We start from the raw sequence: 17,489 nt of genomic DNA on the forward strand, positions 1-17,489 counted from the left end.
GGGACTCCTGTTAACCCGAAATGCTTATGATAGCGGGTTAACAGGAGAAGGATGTAGTGGTTTATGCCATCAGGCTGTGCACGGCGAGGTTAATCGCGCCACCGCCGACAATCAGCCAGATGAAGAGCACCAGCGCCATCAGCAGCGGTTTCGCACCGGCTTTTTTCAGCGCGCTGACGTGAGTGGTCACACCCAGAGCCGCCATCGCCATCGCCAGCAGCACGGTGTCCAGCGTCACCAGCATATCCACTACCGCTTTCGGCAGCAGGTGGAAGGAGTTAAAGATTGCCACCACGATGAACAGGATAGCAAACCACGGAATGGTGATTTTGCTCTTCTCGCTGCCGCCAGCCGGAGCCAGCTGTTTAACCCGCGCGGCCAGGAAAATCAGGAACGGGGCCAGCATCATCACGCGCAGCATTTTGGCAATCACCGCCGCGTTTTCGGCTTCCGGGTTAATGGCGTGTCCTGCTGCGACGACCTGAGCCACTTCGTGCATGGTCGAACCGATATAGATGCCGTAGGTTTCCGGGCTAAACCAGTGGGCGACCAGGGGATACATCGCCGGGTAGAGGAAGATCGCCAGCGTACCGAAGATCACCACCGTCGCCACCGCCACGGTTACCTTGCTGGCTTCGGCTTTAACGACGGGTTCTGTTGCCAGCACCGCCGCTGCCCCACAGATACTGCTCCCGGCACCGATCAACCAGCTGGTGTGTTTATCCAGCCCAAAGACTTTCTGGCCGATAAAGCAGGCCAGTAAAAAGGTGCTGGTCAGGGTCAGGACGTCAATGGCAATCCCGCTCACACCCACATCCGCAATCTGCGAAAAGGTGAGGCGAAAGCCGTAAAGAATGATCCCGAGACGCAGCAGATGCTGCTTGGCGAAAATCACACCGCCGTCGCAGGATTTCCAGATGTGCGGGTATAGGGTATTCCCGACCACCATGCCGAGCAAAATGGCCAGCGTTAGGGCGCTGAAACCTGCGCCCGCAACAGCGGGAATGCTGCCGCCCCATAATGCTGCACCGGTTATCACGGCACTAAGCGCAAGACCCGGCACGAAGTGCCACACTGTACGATGATGTTGTAAGGCGAGTTCTGACATAACCTTCTCCTTTGTCTGGCTTAAAGGTTACGGCGCACTGGCTTAAAAATAAAATTGATTATATATTTATAATTAATCTATATAAGTGGTAAACAACCATGCACATTACATTGCGTCAACTGGAAGTCTTCGCTGAAGTGCTGAAGAGTGGATCGACGACCCAGGCCTCGCAGATGCTGGCGCTCTCGCAGTCTGCGGTCAGTGCGGCGCTGACCGATCTCGAAGGGCAGCTGGGCGTGCAGCTGTTCGACAGGGTAGGGAAGCGGCTGGTGGTCAACGAACATGGCCGTCTGCTTTACCCGCGCGCGTTGGCATTACTGGAACAGGCCATCGAAATTGAACAGCTGTTCCGCGAAGACAACGGCGCGATCCGCGTGTTTGCCAGCAGCACCATTGGTAACTACATCCTGCCGGAGGTGATTGCCCGCTACCGCCGTGATTTCCCGACGCTGCCGCTGGAGATGAGCGTGGGCAATAGCCAGGACGTGATTAACGCGGTGATCGATTTCCGCGTCGATATCGGCCTGATTGAAGGGCCGTGCCACAACGTGGATATCATTGCCGAACCCTGGCTGGAAGATGAACTGGTGGTGTTTGCCTCCCCGGCCTCTTCTTTATTACAGGGTGAGGTGACGCTGGAACGTTTGGCGCAGGCGCAGTGGATCCTGCGCGAGCAGGGTTCCGGCACGCGTGAAATCGTCGATTACCTGCTGCTCTCCCATCTGCCGCAGTTCCAGCTGGGGATGGAGCTGGGCAACTCAGAGGCCATTAAGCACGCGGTGCGTCATGGACTGGGCATCAGCTGTCTTTCGCGGCGCGTGATCGCTGAACAGCTTGAGGTCGGATCGCTGGTCGAAATTCCCATTCCTCTGCCGAAGCTGGTGCGCACGCTGTGGTGCATTCACCATCGCCAGAAACACCTTTCCAGCTCGCTGCAGCGTTTTCTGCGCTACTGCGCCATTTAACGTTCCCCGGTGGCGCTTCGCTTACCGGGGCTACGCGCGCGCGTCACCCCACATTTTTATGCTTTACTTATAATCCTGGCCGAGTCATGAAGCTCTCTTATAACTGGGTATTTCTGCCGGAAGGAACGGAGATCGTCTGCTACAATCGCGCCTCATTTAATAAATGGACAGCATTTTCACATGGTTTCAGAAACTAAAACCACAGAAGCGCCCGCGCTACGTCGCGAACTTAAGGCGCGTCACCTGACGATGATCGCTATCGGCGGTTCAATCGGTACAGGTCTTTTCGTTGCCTCTGGTGCAACGATTTCGGCAGCAGGCCCGGGTGGGGCTCTCTTCTCTTATATCCTGATTGGCCTGATGGTCTACTTCCTGATGACCAGTTTGGGCGAACTGGCGGCTTACATGCCGGTGTCCGGCTCGTTTTCGACCTACGGGCAAAAATACGTTGAAGAAGGCTTCGGCTTCGCGCTGGGCTGGAACTACTGGTACAACTGGGCGGTCACTATCGCCGTTGACCTGGTCGCCGCACAGCTGGTGATGAACTGGTGGTTCCCGGATACGCCGGGCTGGATCTGGAGCGCCCTGTTCCTGGCCGTCATCTTCCTGCTGAACTACATCTCCGTGCGCGGTTTCGGCGAAGCAGAATACTGGTTCTCTTTAATTAAAGTGGCTACCGTCATCATCTTTATCGTTGTCGGCGTGGCGATGATCGTGGGTATTTTTAAAGGCGCTCAGCCTGCCGGATGGAGTAACTGGACGATAGGCGATGCGCCGTTTGCCGGGGGCTTCTCGGCGATGATTGGCGTGGCGATGATTGTCGGCTTCTCCTTCCAGGGAACCGAGCTTATCGGTATTGCGGCCGGCGAGTCTGAAAACCCGGAGAAGAACATTCCGCGCGCGGTGCGTCAGGTGTTCTGGCGTATTCTGCTGTTCTATGTGTTCGCTATTCTGATTATTAGCCTGATTATTCCGTATACCGACCCGAGCCTGCTGCGTAACGATGTCAAAGACATCAGCGTCAGCCCGTTCACGCTGGTCTTCCAGCACGCGGGTCTGCTCTCGGCGGCGGCGGTGATGAATGCGGTGATCCTGACGGCGGTGCTGTCTGCGGGTAACTCCGGCATGTATGCATCCACCCGTATGCTGTACACCCTGGCCTGCGACGGTAAAGCCCCGCGTATTTTCGCCAAACTGTCACGTGGCGGCGTACCGCGTAATGCGCTGTATGCAACTACGGTGATTGCCGGTCTGTGCTTCCTGACCTCTATGTTTGGTAATCAGACGGTCTACCTGTGGCTGCTGAATACCTCCGGGATGACGGGCTTTATCGCCTGGCTGGGGATTGCCATCAGCCACTACCGCTTCCGTCGCGGCTATGTGATGCAGGGCCATGACCTGAATAACCTGCCGTACCGCTCAGGGTTCTTCCCGCTGGGGCCGATTTTCGCCTTCATTCTGTGCCTGATTATTACCCTGGGGCAGAACTATGAAGCTTTCCTTGCGGATTCCATTGACTGGGGCGCTGTCACGGCCACCTACATCGGTATTCCGCTGTTCCTGATCATCTGGTTTGGCTACAAACTGACGAAAGGAACCCACTTCGTTCGCTACAGTGAAATGGATTTCCCGGAACGATTTAAACAATAACCGCAGTTCCTCTCTTTTAGCCCGCTCACCTGAGCGGGCTTTTTTATCTCCACAGTATGCAGAACGGATATAATTTTTAACAATTGAATTGATAATAATTATCGTTTGCTTTATCGTTACGAAATAATAAGCAGCACACCGACCCGCCGAAGATGCGGGCGGCCCCTAAGGCGTTGTGAGCAATAATCAGTTGATTTAGTTGTATTTACCTCATGGAGATATGGAATGTTTAGGTTGAATCCCTTCGTCAGGGGAGGACTTTGTGCGTCCGCAATGTCCCTGGCACTGCCTGTCATCGCTGCGGAATCTGGCGACACACTGGTTGTAACGGCCTCCGCGACCGAGCAAAACCTGAAAGACGCACCGGCGAGCATTAGCGTCATTACTCAGGAAGACTTGAAGCGTAAGCCCGTTCAGAACCTGAAAGATGTGTTACAGGATGTGCCCGGCGTGCAGCTCACAAACGAAGGGGACAACCGCAAAGGAGTCAGTATTCGCGGTCTGGACAGCAGCTACACGCTGATTCTGGTCGACGGCAAACGCGTTAGCTCCCGCAATGCGGTATTCCGCCACAATGATTTTGACCTGAACTGGGTGCCTGTCGACGCCATCGAGCGGATCGAAGTGGTGCGCGGCCCGATGTCCTCTCTCTACGGTTCCGATGCGCTGGGGGGCGTGGTCAACATCATCACCAAAAAAATCGGTCAGAAATGGACCGGAACCCTGAGCGCGGATTCAACCATTCAGGAACACCGCGACCGCGGTGACACCAACAACGGTCAGTTCTACACCAGCGGCCCGCTGGTGGACGGCGTGCTGGGGCTTAAAGCCTACGGCAGCGTGTCTAAACGTGAAAAAGACGATCAGCAACGCTCCTCTACTTCCACGAGCGGTGAAACGCCGCGTATCGAAGGCTTCACCAGCCGCGATGCCAACGTCGAATTCGCCTGGACGCCGACGGAAAATCATGACTTTACCGCGGGATACGGCTTCGACCGCCAGGATCGCGACTCTGACTCCCTCGACAAAAACCGCCTTGAGCGCCAGAACTACTCCCTCAGCCACAACGGCCGCTGGGGCGTGGGGAACAGTGAACTGAAGGTGTACGGCGAGAAGGTCGACAACAAAAACCCGGGCAACAGCAGTCCGATTACCTCCGAGAGCAACGCGGTTGACGGGAAATACGTGCTGCCGCTGGGCGAAATCAATCAGCTGCTGACCTTCGGCGGCGAGTGGCGTCACGACAAGCTGAAGGATCCGGTCAACCTGACGGGGAGCACCAGCAGCACGACCTCGGCAAGCCAGTACGCGCTGTTCCTTGAAGATGAATGGCGTATCTTCGAGCCGCTGGCGCTGACCACCGGCATCCGTATGGATGACCATGAAACCTACGGCGACCACTGGAGCCCGCGTGCCTATCTGGTCTACAACGCGACCGACACCGTCACGGTGAAAGGGGGCTGGGCCACCGCGTTTAAAGCGCCATCGCTGCTGCAGCTCAGCCCGGACTGGATCACCGGTTCCTGCCGCGGCGCCTGCGAAATTGTCGGTAACCCGGATCTGAAGCCAGAAACCAGCGAAAGCTTCGAGCTTGGCCTTTACTACAGCGGGGAAGAGGGCTGGCTAGAAGGCGTGCAGGCCAGCATCACCACCTTCCAGAACGACGTGGACGACCGCATCAGTATCAGCCGTACGGCTAACGTGAACCAGGCGCAAAGCTACCCGAACTATGTTGGGCTGAACGCCGACGGCGAACCCATTTTCCGCTATTACAACGTCAACAAGGCGCGTATCCGTGGGGTGGAAACCGAGCTGAAGTTCCCGATTGCGGAAGACTGGAAAGTCACGCTGAACTACACCTACAGCGATGGCCGTGATATCAGCAACGGCGGCAACAAGCCGCTCTCCGAACTGCCGTTCCACACCGCCAACGGAACCGTTGACTGGAAGGCAACTCAGGACTGGTCGTTCTATGTGCAGGGTAACTATAAAGGCGAGAAACGCGCGCTTACCAGCGGTGAACCGACGCCGGGCGGCTACGTTATCTGGAACACCGGTGCGGCATGGCAGGCAACGAAAGCCGTTAAGCTGCGCGCAGGCGTGCAGAACCTGCTGGATAAAGACCTGAGCCGTGACGATTACAGCTATACGGAAGATGGTCGTCGCTACTTTGTAGGCGTGGATTATACGTTCTGATGTAACCTTTATGCCCGGTGGCGCTTCGCTTACCGGGCCTACAAAAACCACGAACGTAGGCCGGGTAAGGCGAAGCCGCCACCCGGCAATCGCATGCACTTATGCGAACAAGTGCTCCGCATGGAAGCGGAGATGATCTTCAATAAAAGACCCGATGAAGTAATAGCTGTGGTCATACCCCGGCTGAATGCGCAGCGTCAGCGGCCAGTCCTTCTGGCGAGCCGCTTCAGCCAGCACCGCAGGCTGTAGCTGTCCGGCGAGGAACTGATCCGCATCACCCTGATCGATAAGCGTTGGTATCGCATCCTCTGTCTGGCTTGCCAGCATCAGCGCGCAGCTGTCCCATTCCTGCCAGGTTTCTGCATTATCGCCCAGATAGTGGGTAAAGGCTTTTTGCCCCCAGGGTACCTGCGTTGGGTTCGCAATCGGCGCAAACGCCGACACGCTGGTGTATTTCCCAGGGTTTTTCAGCGCCATGATAAGCGCACCGTGACCCCCCATTGAGTGCCCGCTGATGGCGCAACGGTCATTCACAGCAAACTCCGCCTGAATCAGCGCAGGCAGCTCGTCACGAATGTAGTCATACATGCGGTAGTGGCTCGCCCACGGCTGCTCGGTCGCGTTGAGATAAAATCCGGCGCCTTTGCCTAAATCGTATCCGGCATCGTCGGCGACCTCATCCCCACGCGGGCTGGTGTCTGGCATCACCAGCGCAATGCCAAGCTCTGCCGCAATACGCTGCGCACCCGCTTTGGTGGTGAAGTTTTCGTCGTTGCAGGTCAGGCCAGAAAGCCAGAACAGAACCGGCGGTTTTTCCGTCGGCGGCAGGAAAATGCTGAACGTCATCGCACAGTTCAGTACGGTGGAGTCGTGCCGCCAGCGCTGCTGTCGACCTTCAAAACAACGGTGCTCTTCGAGCAGTTCCATGCAAGGCTCCTTAATGATGATACGTATTCATAAAATCCATAATACAGAGTTTTCATTGACCTGTGAGTAACTTTCACTTTCCCCTTACGCTCAGATACTGCATCATAAATTTACTTTTCTTTAACAACTGGAGCGGTCATGGCGCTGCGTATCGCGCTCAGCGGATTTGTGGTTTTGGTGGTGGCAATGGGGATCGGGCGCTTTGCCTTTACGCCTCAGGTACCGCTGATGATTGCCGCCGGGCAACTCACGCTAACCAGTGCGGGTCTGGTGGCGGCGATGAACTATCTGGGCTATCTGGTCGGGGCGTGGGATGCCATGCGCGCCCATCGATTTGTGGAAACACGCCTCTGGTTGGGTATCACTGGCGCGGTTGCGCTGACGCTGCTCTCGGCTGCGGCGGATAACGCCGTGGTTCATGGTTTACTGCGCTTCGCGATTGGCTGCATGAGCGGCTGGTCTATGGTGCTGATAGCCGCCTGGACCAACGAACGGCTGGGTCAGTTGGGCAAACCGGGGCTTAGCGCCGCTGTCTTTGCCGGGCCGGGCGCAGGCATTGCCCTGAGCGGGCTGCTCGCGGTCTATATTCAGGCGAAGGCGCTCTCTGCCGGGGCGGCATGGCAGATTTACGGCGTGCTGGCACTGGTGCTGATTGCACTGGTAGCACGCTACCTGCCAAGATCCGGGCAACTCCATCGGCCTGGAGTCGCACCGGAGCCGCTGGTGCTGACGGCGGATTTAAAGCGCCTGGTCTGGAGCTACAGCCTCGCGGGGTTTGGCTATATCCTCCCGGCGACCTTCCTGTCGCAAATGGCGGCGGTGCGTTTTCCCGGCAGCCTGTTTGCCCAGTTTGTCTGGCCGATTTTCGGTTTCGCTGCCGTCATCGGCATCGTGCTCAGCATCATACTGCGCCATACATCCACGGCTAACCGCAGGTTGGCGATTGTTCTGTGGTTACAGGGTGCAGGCGTGCTGGCCGCCTGGCTGCTGCCGGGCATTGGCGGTTTGCTGACGGGCGGTCTGCTGGTCGGCGGCGGGTTCTTATGTGCCGTGCAGCTTTCTCTGCTCTACGGTCGCGAACTGGCACCGAACCACACGCGCTATATGGCGGGGCTGCTCACCACCGGCTATGCCATCGGCCAGCTGATTGGCCCTGTGACGTCCGCGCTCTCCACCTGGTTAACGCATCGGCTGGAGCCTGCGCTGGGGCTGGCGGGCATCGCGCTGTTCATCGGCGGGGCACTGGTCTGGAACCGTCAGGCTGAAAGGCAGCAGCAATTGCAATAATTATCGTCGTGAATACTGGATTATGTGCGCCGCCTCACGCACAATGAGCGCACACTTTTGCCACAACGAGGGCAAAAGACGCCACACCTGCAGGAGAAAAGAATGTCATCACTCAGTAAAGAAGCTGCTCTGGTCCATGAAGCCCTGGTTGCGCGCGGTCTTGAAACGCCACTGCGTCCCCCGGTTCAGGAACTGGATAATGAAACCCGAAAGCGTCTGATTTCCGGGCATATGACCGAGATCATGCAACTGCTGAATCTCGATCTGAGCGATGACAGCCTGATGGAGACGCCTCAGCGCATCGCGAAAATGTACGTAGACGAGATCTTCTCTGGCCTTGATTACGCCAATTTCCCGAAAATCACCGTCATTGAAAACAAAATGAAGGTCGATGAGATGGTGACGGTGCGCGATATCACGCTCACCAGTACCTGCGAGCACCACTTCGTGACCATCGATGGCAAAGCGACCGTGGCATATATTCCAAAAGATACGGTAATCGGCCTGTCCAAAATCAACCGTATCGTGCGATTCTTCTCCCAGCGTCCGCAGGTGCAGGAGCGTCTGACGCAGCAGATCCTGACCGCGCTGCAAACGCTGTTGGGCACCAGTAACGTGGCGGTCTCTATCGACGCTGTGCACTATTGTGTGAAAGCGCGTGGCGTGCGTGATGCGACCAGCGCAACCACCACCACGTCGCTGGGCGGTCTGTTTAAATCGAGCCAGAACACCCGCCAGGAGTTTCTGCGCGCCGTGCGTCACCACAATTAATCAGACAGGGCAGGGACCATGGAGCGAAACGTCACGCTCGATTTTGTTCGCGGCGTCGCCATTCTCGGTATCCTGCTGCTCAATATTAGCGCCTTCGGTTTGCCGAAGGCCGCTTATCTCAATCCCGCCTGGTACGGCGATATCACCCGAAGCGATGCCTGGACATGGGCGATCCTCGATCTCTTTGCGCAGGTTAAATTCCTGACGCTGTTTGCGCTGCTGTTTGGCGCAGGGTTGCAGCTTCTGCTCAAACGCGGCACGCGCTGGATCCAGTCTCGTTTAACGCTGCTGGCGATCCTCGGTTTTATTCACGGTTTGTTTTTCTGGGATGGCGACATTCTGCTCGCCTACGGGTTAGTTGGGCTCATCTGCTGGCGTCTTATCCGCGATGCGCCCAGCGTAAAAAGCCTGTTCAACACCGGCGTGATGCTCTATGTCATGGGGCTTTGCGTATTGTTTCTGTTGGGCGTTATCTCTGGCGATTCAACAAACCGCTCGTGGATCCCCGACGCGGCCAACCTGCAGTATGAGCAGTTCTGGAAGCTGAAAGGGGGGGCTGAGGCGATCGGTAATCGTGCCGATATGCTCGGTGATAATCTCCTTGCGCTGGGCGCGCAGTACGGCTGGCAGCTGGCAGGGATGATGCTGATGGGGGCATCCCTGATGCGCACCGGCTGGCTGAAGGGCGAATTCAGCCTGCGCCACTATCGCCGCACGGGCGCGGGTCTGGTCCTGCTCGGCGTGCTGATTAATCTCCCGGCGGTGATAATGCAGTGGCATCTTCACTGGGATTACCGCTGGTGCGCCTTCCTGCTTCAGGTGCCACGTGAGCTTAGCGCCCCGTTCCAGACCATTGGCTACGCGGCGCTGATCTACGGCTTCTGGCCGCAGCTTTCCCGCCTGTGGATTGTCAGCGCCGTGGCCTGCGTTGGCCGCATGGCGTTAAGCAATTACATCCTGCAAACGCTGATCTGCACCACGCTGTTCTACCGATTTGGCCTGTTTATGAAATTCGACCGACTCACGCTGCTGGCGTTTGTTATTCCGGTCTGGATGGTTAACCTGGCGTTTTCCGTTATCTGGCTGCGTTATTTCCGCCAGGGACCGCTGGAGTGGGTCTGGCGAAAATTAACCGCACATGCTTCGGGTGTATCATTGCGTAATACATCCGGATAACGATCTGGATCACAATCATTAACAAAACGGATGTAAGCGTTTTCATCTGTGTGAGCTTCTTCACGTAGTCCCCTCTTTCTCGCTGCCAAAATAGCCTCCTTGCTAAACACAGGGGGTGTCTGTGAGTTGCTGCAATCCTATGAAGGATGGTGAACATGATCACCATTCGTGACGTCGCCCGCCTGGCGGGCGTTTCCGTGGCTACCGTCTCTCGCGTGCTGAACAACAGCGCGCTGGTCAGCCCTGAAACCCGTGAAACCGTAATGAAAGCCGTGACCCAGCTTGGGTACCGGCCAAATGCCAACGCGCAGGCGCTGGCGACGCAGGTGAGCGATACCATTGGCGTCGTGGTGATGGATGTGTCCGATGCCTTCTTTGGCGCGCTGGTTAAAGCGGTGGACGTTGTCGCCCAGCAGCACCAGAAATACGTGCTGATTGGCAACAGCTATCACGAGGCGGAAAAAGAGCGTCATGCCATTGAGGTGCTGATACGCCAGCGTTGCAATGCCCTGATTGTGCATTCAAAAGCGTTAAGCGACGAAGAGCTGGCCGGGTTTATGGAGCAGATCCCCGGGATGGTGTTAATCAACCGGATTGTGCCAGGCTACGCGCACCGCTGCGTTGGGCTGGATAACGTCAGCGGCGCGATGATGGCGACGCGGATGCTCATCAGCAACGGCCATCAGCGTATCGGGTATCTTGCTTCCAGCCACCAGATTGAAGACGACGGAATGCGTCGGGAAGGGTGGCAGAATGCGTTGAAAGAGCACGGCATTGTCCCGCTTGAAAGCTGGGTAGGAACCGGTACGCCGGATATGCAGGGTGGGGAAGCCGCAATGGTCGAGCTGCTGGGCCGTAATCTGCAACTTTCCGCCGTGTTTGCCTATAACGACAGCATGGCGGCGGGGGCGCTGACTGCGCTGAAAGACAACGGAATTGCGGTGCCACAGCATTTGTCGCTGATTGGCTTCGATGATATCCCGATTGCCCGTTACACCGACCCACAGTTAACCACCGTGCGTTACCCCATTGCCTCGATGGCAAAACTGGCGACAGAACTGGCGTTACAGGGTGCCGCAGGCCTGCTGGATCCGGATGCAACACACTGTTTCATGCCAACTTTAGTCAGGCGGCATTCTGTCTCTATTCGGCAAACTGTGGCTCCGATCACTAACTAATTATGTGGCGTGATGTAACCGTTTTCAATCTGTGAGTAAATTCACAGTATATTAACAAGCCGCTGACTATGATGTCAGCGTTTTAGAGGCTGAAACGCTATGTAACGGTGATTAATCATTTTCACCATAGCCAGTGAGCCGAAAACAACGAATAAAACGCATTTCTGGAGCGTTACCGAACACGGAAGATAGAAATTTTATAAGTGAACTTCGGCGATCAGTAACGTTTTATTAACACCTGCCCGCCGACCGTTATTCACAAGAACTACCCTGCATAAAAAAAACCGGAGATACCATGAATAAGAAGGTGTTGACTCTGTCTGCTGTAATGGCAAGCATGCTTTTTGGTGCAGCAGCGCACGCTGCGGATACCCGTATTGGCGTGACCATCTATAAATACGACGACAACTTCATGTCCGTTGTGCGTAAAGCAATTGAGAAAGATGCGAAAGCAGCGCCAGACGTTCAGCTGCTGATGAACGACTCCCAGAACGACCAGTCCAAACAGAACGACCAGATCGACGTTCTGCTGGCGAAAGGCGTGAAAGCCCTGGCGATCAACCTGGTTGACCCGGCTGCAGCAGGTACGGTTATTGAGAAAGCGCGCGGCCAGAACGTGCCAATCGTCTTCTTCAACAAAGAACCTTCCCGTAAGGCGCTGGATAGCTACGACAAAGCGTTTTACGTCGGTACTGACTCCAAAGAGTCCGGCATTATTCAGGGCGATCTGATCGCGAAACACTGGGCGGCGAACCCGAACTGGGACCTGAACAAAGACGGTCAAATTCAGTTCGTTCTGCTGAAAGGCGAACCAGGCCACCCGGATGCTGAAGCCCGTACCACCTACGTTATCAAAGAGCTGAACGACAAAGGCCTGAAAACCCAGCAGCTGGCGTTAGATACCGCCATGTGGGATACCGCTCAGGCGAAAGATAAGATGGACGCGTGGCTGTCTGGCCCGAACGCCAACAAAATCGAAGTCGTGATCGCGAACAACGATGCGATGGCGATGGGTGCCGTTGAAGCCCTGAAAGCGCACAACAAATCCTCCATTCCTGTGTTCGGCGTAGATGCGCTGCCAGAAGCGCTGGCGCTGGTTAAATCCGGTGCGATGGCCGGTACCGTTCTGAACGATGCCAACAACCAGGCGAAAGCCACCTTCGACCTGGCGAAAAACCTGGCCGACGGTAAAGGTGCTGCTGATGGCACGACCTGGAAAATTGAAAACAAAATCGTTCGCGTGCCATACGTGGGCGTAGACCAGTCCAACCTGGCTGAGTTTATCGGTAAATAAGATCTTTGTTTTGTCTTCACTGGGCGCAATTCGTTGCGCCCTTTTATAACGCGATATGCGAGGCCAACAAGGTATAATTATGGTCAGCACAACTACTCAGTCGTCCGGTGAATACTTGTTGGAAATGACCGGTGTTAACAAGTCTTTCCCCGGAGTTAAGGCACTCGATAATGTTAATTTAAAAGTGCGTCCTCACTCTATTCATGCCTTGATGGGGGAGAACGGTGCGGGTAAATCAACATTATTAAAATGTCTTTTTGGGATCTATCAAAAAGATTCTGGCAGCATTCTTTTTCAGGGGAAAGAGATCGATTTCCATTCAGCGAAAGAAGCACTGGAAAACGGCATCTCGATGGTTCACCAGGAATTAAACCTGGTACTGCAACGCTCGGTAATGGATAACATGTGGTTGGGACGTTACCCAACCAAAGGTGTGTTTGTCGATCAGGATAAAATGTATCGCGACACCAAAGCGATTTTCGATGAGCTGGATATTGATATCGATCCGCGCGCCCGCGTGGGGACATTATCCGTTTCCCAGATGCAGATGATCGAAATTGCCAAAGCGTTCTCCTATGATGCGAAGATCGTCATCATGGATGAACCCACGTCGTCATTAACGGAAAAAGAGGTTAATCACCTTTTTACCATTATTCGCAAACTGAAAGATCGCGGCTGCGGCATTGTCTATATCTCGCATAAAATGGAAGAGATCTTCCAGCTGTGCGATGAAATTACCATCCTGCGCGACGGCCAGTGGATTGCCACTCAGCCGCTGGAAGGGCTGGACATGGACAAGATCATCGCCATGATGGTCGGCCGTTCCCTGAACCAGCGCTTCCCGGACAAAGAAAACAAGCCGGGCGAAGTGATTCTGGAAGTACGCAATCTCACCTCGCTGCGCCAGCCGTCCATTCGCGATATCTCGTTCGACCTGCACAAAGGTGAAATTCTGGGCATTGCCGGACTGGTAGGGGCCAAACGTACCGATATCGTGGAAACCCTGTTTGGTATCCGGGAAAAATCGGGTGGCACCATTACGCTGCACGGTAAAAAAATTAACAACCATAACGCCAACGAAGCCATTAATAACGGTTTCGCGCTGGTGACGGAAGAGCGTCGCTCGACCGGTATTTATGCCTATCTCGATATTAACTTTAACTCGTTAATTTCGAACATTCGCAACTATAAAAGTAAAATCGGTCTGCTGGATAATTCCCGCATGAAGAGCGATACCCAGTGGGTAATTGACTCCATGCGCGTCAAAACGCCAGGCCACCGTACGCAAATTGGTTCGCTTTCGGGTGGGAACCAGCAAAAAGTCATTATTGGCCGCTGGTTATTGACCCAGCCCGAAATTCTGATGCTGGATGAACCAACCCGCGGTATTGATGTGGGTGCAAAATTTGAAATTTATCAGCTGATTGCTGAGCTGGCGAAAAAGAATAAAGGGATCATTATTATTTCTTCCGAAATGCCGGAACTGTTAGGGATCACAGACCGTATTCTGGTTATGAGCAATGGTCTCGTTGCCGGTATTGTTGACACCAAAACGACAACGCAAAACGAAATTTTGCGTCTTGCGTCTTTGCACCTTTAAGATCAGGGGCTCCTCATGAGTGCGTTAAATAAGAAAAGTTTTCTCACTTATCTGAAAGAAGGCGGTATTTACGTTGTTCTTTTAGTATTACTGGCCATTATTATCTTCCAGGACCCTACGTTCTTAAGCCTGCTGAACTTGAGTAACATTCTGACTCAGTCCTCCGTGCGTATCATCATCGCGCTGGGCGTGGCGGGGTTGATTGTCACCCAGGGGACTGACCTGTCAGCAGGACGTCAGGTAGGGCTGGCGGCGGTTATTGCGGCAACGCTGCTGCAGTCGATGGAAAACGCCAACAAGGTGTTCCCGGAAATGGCCACCATGCCGATTTTCGTGGTGATCCTGATTGTCTGCGCCATCGGTGCGGTGATCGGTCTGATCAACGGCATCATCATCGCTTACCTGAACGTGACGCCATTTATCACCACGCTGGGTACGATGATCATCGTTTACGGTATCAACTCCCTGTACTACGACTTCGTGGGCGCGTCGCCAATCTCGGGCTTTGACAGCGGCTTCTCGACCTTTACGCAAGGATTTATCGCGCTGGGCAGCTTCCGCCTGTCCTATATCACCTTCTATGCGCTGATTGCCGTGGCCTTCGTTTGGGTGCTGTGGAACAAAACCCGCTTTGGTAAAAACATTTTCGCCATCGGCGGTAACCCGGAAGCGGCGAAAGTCTCCGGCGTTAACGTTGCCCTGAACCTGCTGATGATTTATGCGCTGTCCGGTGTGTTCTACGCCTTCGGCGGGATGCTGGAGGCGGGCCGTATCGGCTCAGCCACCAACAACCTTGGCTTCATGTACGAGCTGGATGCGATTGCGGCCTGCGTGGTGGGCGGCGTCTCCTTCAGCGGCGGCGTGGGTACCGTGCTCGGCGTGGTCACCGGTGTGATCATCTTTACCGTCATCAACTACGGTCTGACCTACATCGGCGTGAACCCTTACTGGCAGTATATCATTAAGGGTGCCATCATCATCTTCGCGGTAGCGCTGGACTCACTGAAATACGCACGTAAGAAATAATGGCATCTCGCATTATCCGGCCCGCTCATTGAGCGGGCTTTTTTTTACGCTAGCGTGGATTCCTGTCCGGTGACTATGCTCTCGAACCAGTCAAGTTCAGAAAGCTTGCAGGCTATCCACTGTTCTGAAAAGGCTTCGCCTAAGCTGTCGGTGAGATACTGGCAGCGGGAAAACGCCTCGATTGCCTGCTGCTGGAACAGTGGAAGTTCTGGCTCATCACGCTGCGGTTCCGGTAAATCATCCTCATCGACATTTTCCAGACCGTACAACATACCTGTCAGGATGGTTGCTGCAACGAGATACGGGTTGGCATCAGCGCCCGCCAGACGGTACTCAATACGACGGTTGCTCTCATCAGAGCAGGGGATACGCAGCGCGGCAGTGCGGGTGTTATAACCCCATGAATGGAATAATGGCTCTGTGAGGTTTTTACGAAGGCGCCGGAAAGCGTTAACGCCGGGGGCCAGAATGGCGATGGAGGCGGGCATCAGCGCCAGCTGACCTGCGATGCATAAGCGCATCATGCTATTGAGTTCATCAGCCGGTGAGGCAAATACGTTTTCACCGTGAATATCATTCAGGCTGAAATGAAAATGCAGTCCGCTGCCGGACAAGAGGCTGAACGGCTTGGCCATAAAGTTAGCCTGAAGGCCGTGCTTTTCAGCGACAAACCGCGTTAACCGACGCAGTGCCAGGATATTGTCACATACCTCCACGACCCGATGGCTGTGCTTCAGGTTTAACTCGAACTGACCTGATTCAGCCTCTGCCACAATGCCGGTCAGGGGGATATGCTGCCGGTGTGCCAGCTGTTCCAGCTCGTCAAACAGCGCAGCGTGGGCTGACGACGTATCCATATGAAAGCAGCCCTGATTCTGAAGTTCCTGTGTGCCAGGCCCCGTCAGGTAGAACTCAATTTCCGGTGCCATAACCGGGTACAGCCCGTGCTGATGAAAACGCGCCAGAACGTTCTGCAATATGACGCGTGGCTCAAGGGGACAAGGTTGCCCGTCGCTGTCCTTCATCGTCAGGAGGATCTGCGCGGTATGCAGCGGATCGTGTGAAGAGGGGCGGAGGGAACCGGCAACCGGCATGCAAAGTCGGTCTGGCTCGTCGTCACGTGACGCGGCGACTTTCCCTTTTTGATCCATCGAATAGACCGAGAGAGGAAAATAGCAGCCTTTCTCCAGACTCAGCATGCTGTCTACGGAAAGTCGCTTACCGCGCATAATGCCGTTGATATCGTTGAGACAGACATCAATGTGTTTAGTTTGTGGGTAACGCTCGAGATAATCCGCCACTTCCACCGACAGGCTCTGCTTCAGAGAGGCAAGCTTCTCCTCAAGATAGAGGCCGGAATTGAGCGCGGTCGGTAGCGATAAACCCGGGAAATTAAAGTACGGGCGGATACTTTTCAGGAAAAACGCGTTCATTATCGAGTTCATAGTCAGTCTTCAATGAAGCCGTAGCGGCAATGAACTCAGCGTAAAAGGTCAGGTGTAAAGAGGGGATAAAAAGCGTGGCACCCGGCGTAAAGAAACTATAAACAGAGGCTATTTTTTCTCTTTTTTCTGCAGATCGAGCAGCTGTTCTGGCGTCACCGCCGGATAACCCTGCGCATCTTCTGGCACTTCGTGCATTGCCGGGATCGGCACCAGCGGGCCTAAAAAGCGCGGTTCACGTTTGAAGATGTAGAGATCGGCTAATGCGCCAAAGCGGGCACCGAACTCGCGCACGCGCACGCTCAGCATGTCTTTTGGCGACGGCACGGCGTAGCACTGCGCCTGGATACCCATATGCAGCGCAATAAACAGCGCGCGCTCGCAGTGGAAGCGCTGGGTGATGATGATGAAATCGTTAGTGTCGAACACCTTGCGGGTGCGCACGATGGAGTCCAGGGTGCGGAACCCGGCGTAGTCGAGCACGATATCGGCAGGGTCGACGCCTGCGGCAATCAGGTCCTTACGCATCGTCACCGGTTCGTTGTAGCTTTGCAGGGCGTTATCGCCGCTCAGCAGCAGGTAATTCACCTTGCCGCTGTTATAGGCGTTCAGCGCACCCTGTATGCGGTAGCGGTAATACTGGTTGATCACGCCGGTGCGGTAATACTTGGCGGTGCCGAGCACCACGCCAACCTGACGGTAGGGAAGATCCTGGAGGTCGTCAAAAATGTAGGGGGCGGTTTTCCAGCTCATCCAGCGGTCGAGACCGAGCACGATCAACAGCAGTATGCCGACCAGGACAGACAGGCTGTAAAAAACGCGCTTTAACATGGAGATGGCTCGTTCGTGGATGAAAGTTCACTCAGGCT

The 17,489-nt window shown here is 55.1% G+C and carries 14 protein-coding genes; 10 read left to right on the forward strand and 4 right to left on the reverse strand.

Annotated elements, in window-relative coordinates:
• Window positions 1–61 precede the first annotated feature (61 nt).
• On the reverse strand, window positions 62–1,108 hold the full coding sequence (locus AC2T6E_RS08395; protein WP_262182529.1) for a YeiH family protein: 1,047 nt from the start codon (window positions 1,106–1,108) through the stop codon (window positions 62–64).
• Window positions 1,109–1,206: 98 nt separating this feature from the next.
• Here AC2T6E_RS08395 and yieE point away from each other — a divergent pair, with 98 nt between their 5' ends.
• The 3 genes from yieE (at window position 1,207) to cirA (ending at window position 5,919) form a co-directional block, all read left to right on the forward strand.
• Window positions 1,207–2,073: a DNA-binding transcriptional regulator YeiE gene (gene yieE, locus AC2T6E_RS08400; RefSeq protein WP_126817496.1), complete on the forward strand. Its 867-nt coding sequence runs from the start codon at window positions 1,207–1,209 to the stop codon at window positions 2,071–2,073.
• Between the two features lie 180 nt (window positions 2,074–2,253).
• Entirely contained in the window at window positions 2,254–3,723 is a 1,470-nt protein-coding gene (locus tag AC2T6E_RS08405; RefSeq protein ID WP_108416602.1) for an amino acid permease, read from the forward strand.
• 225 nt (window positions 3,724–3,948) lie between these two features.
• The gene (gene cirA / locus AC2T6E_RS08410) at window positions 3,949–5,919 is read left to right on the forward strand and encodes a catecholate siderophore receptor CirA (RefSeq protein ID WP_458667100.1); all 1,971 of its coding nucleotides are present in this window, start codon (window positions 3,949–3,951) and stop codon (window positions 5,917–5,919) included.
• Window positions 5,920–6,018: 99 nt separating this feature from the next.
• On the opposite strand, the gene fghA is transcribed toward cirA, so the two are convergent.
• Complete coding sequence (gene fghA, locus AC2T6E_RS08415; protein WP_108416600.1) at window positions 6,019–6,846, reverse strand: S-formylglutathione hydrolase; 828 nt, start codon at window positions 6,844–6,846, stop codon at window positions 6,019–6,021.
• A gap of 138 nt (window positions 6,847–6,984) precedes the next feature.
• Between fghA and AC2T6E_RS08420 the strand changes: the two genes are divergently transcribed.
• The 7 genes from AC2T6E_RS08420 (at window position 6,985) to mglC (ending at window position 15,178) form a co-directional block, all read left to right on the forward strand.
• Window positions 6,985–8,133 (forward strand): YbfB/YjiJ family MFS transporter, encoded by a 1,149-nt coding sequence (locus AC2T6E_RS08420; protein ID WP_416719250.1) that lies wholly within the window; start codon window positions 6,985–6,987, stop codon window positions 8,131–8,133.
• 102 nt (window positions 8,134–8,235) lie between these two features.
• Window positions 8,236–8,904: a GTP cyclohydrolase I FolE gene (gene folE, locus AC2T6E_RS08425; protein WP_010433535.1), complete on the forward strand. Its 669-nt coding sequence runs from the start codon at window positions 8,236–8,238 to the stop codon at window positions 8,902–8,904.
• A gap of 18 nt (window positions 8,905–8,922) precedes the next feature.
• Entirely contained in the window at window positions 8,923–10,080 is a 1,158-nt protein-coding gene (gene yeiB, locus AC2T6E_RS08430) for a DUF418 domain-containing protein YeiB (RefSeq protein ID WP_010433536.1), read from the forward strand.
• Window positions 10,081–10,235: 155 nt separating this feature from the next.
• Entirely contained in the window at window positions 10,236–11,258 is a 1,023-nt protein-coding gene (galS, locus tag AC2T6E_RS08435; protein ID WP_010433539.1) for an HTH-type transcriptional regulator GalS, read from the forward strand.
• Between the two features lie 295 nt (window positions 11,259–11,553).
• Complete coding sequence (mglB, locus tag AC2T6E_RS08440) at window positions 11,554–12,552, forward strand: galactose/glucose ABC transporter substrate-binding protein MglB (protein WP_010433541.1); 999 nt, start codon at window positions 11,554–11,556, stop codon at window positions 12,550–12,552.
• A gap of 79 nt (window positions 12,553–12,631) precedes the next feature.
• On the forward strand, window positions 12,632–14,152 hold the full coding sequence (gene mglA, locus AC2T6E_RS08445) for a galactose/methyl galactoside ABC transporter ATP-binding protein MglA (RefSeq protein ID WP_010433543.1): 1,521 nt from the start codon (window positions 12,632–12,634) through the stop codon (window positions 14,150–14,152).
• Between the two features lie 15 nt (window positions 14,153–14,167).
• Window positions 14,168–15,178, forward strand: coding sequence for a galactose/methyl galactoside ABC transporter permease MglC (gene mglC, locus AC2T6E_RS08450; protein ID WP_010433547.1), 1,011 nt, complete (start codon window positions 14,168–14,170; stop codon window positions 15,176–15,178).
• A 44-nt stretch (window positions 15,179–15,222) separates the two neighbouring features.
• On the opposite strand, the gene AC2T6E_RS08455 is transcribed toward mglC, so the two are convergent.
• On the reverse strand, window positions 15,223–16,611 hold the full coding sequence (locus AC2T6E_RS08455) for a glutamine synthetase family protein (RefSeq protein ID WP_148400416.1): 1,389 nt from the start codon (window positions 16,609–16,611) through the stop codon (window positions 15,223–15,225).
• Window positions 16,612–16,731: 120 nt separating this feature from the next.
• A complete protein-coding gene (gene sanA / locus AC2T6E_RS08460) occupies window positions 16,732–17,451 on the reverse strand; it encodes an outer membrane permeability protein SanA (protein WP_010433553.1) in 720 nt (239 codons plus the stop codon).
• Window positions 17,452–17,489 lie beyond the last annotated feature (38 nt).

The sequence above is a fragment of the Enterobacter sp. B79-1 genome, assembly GCF_057444735.1.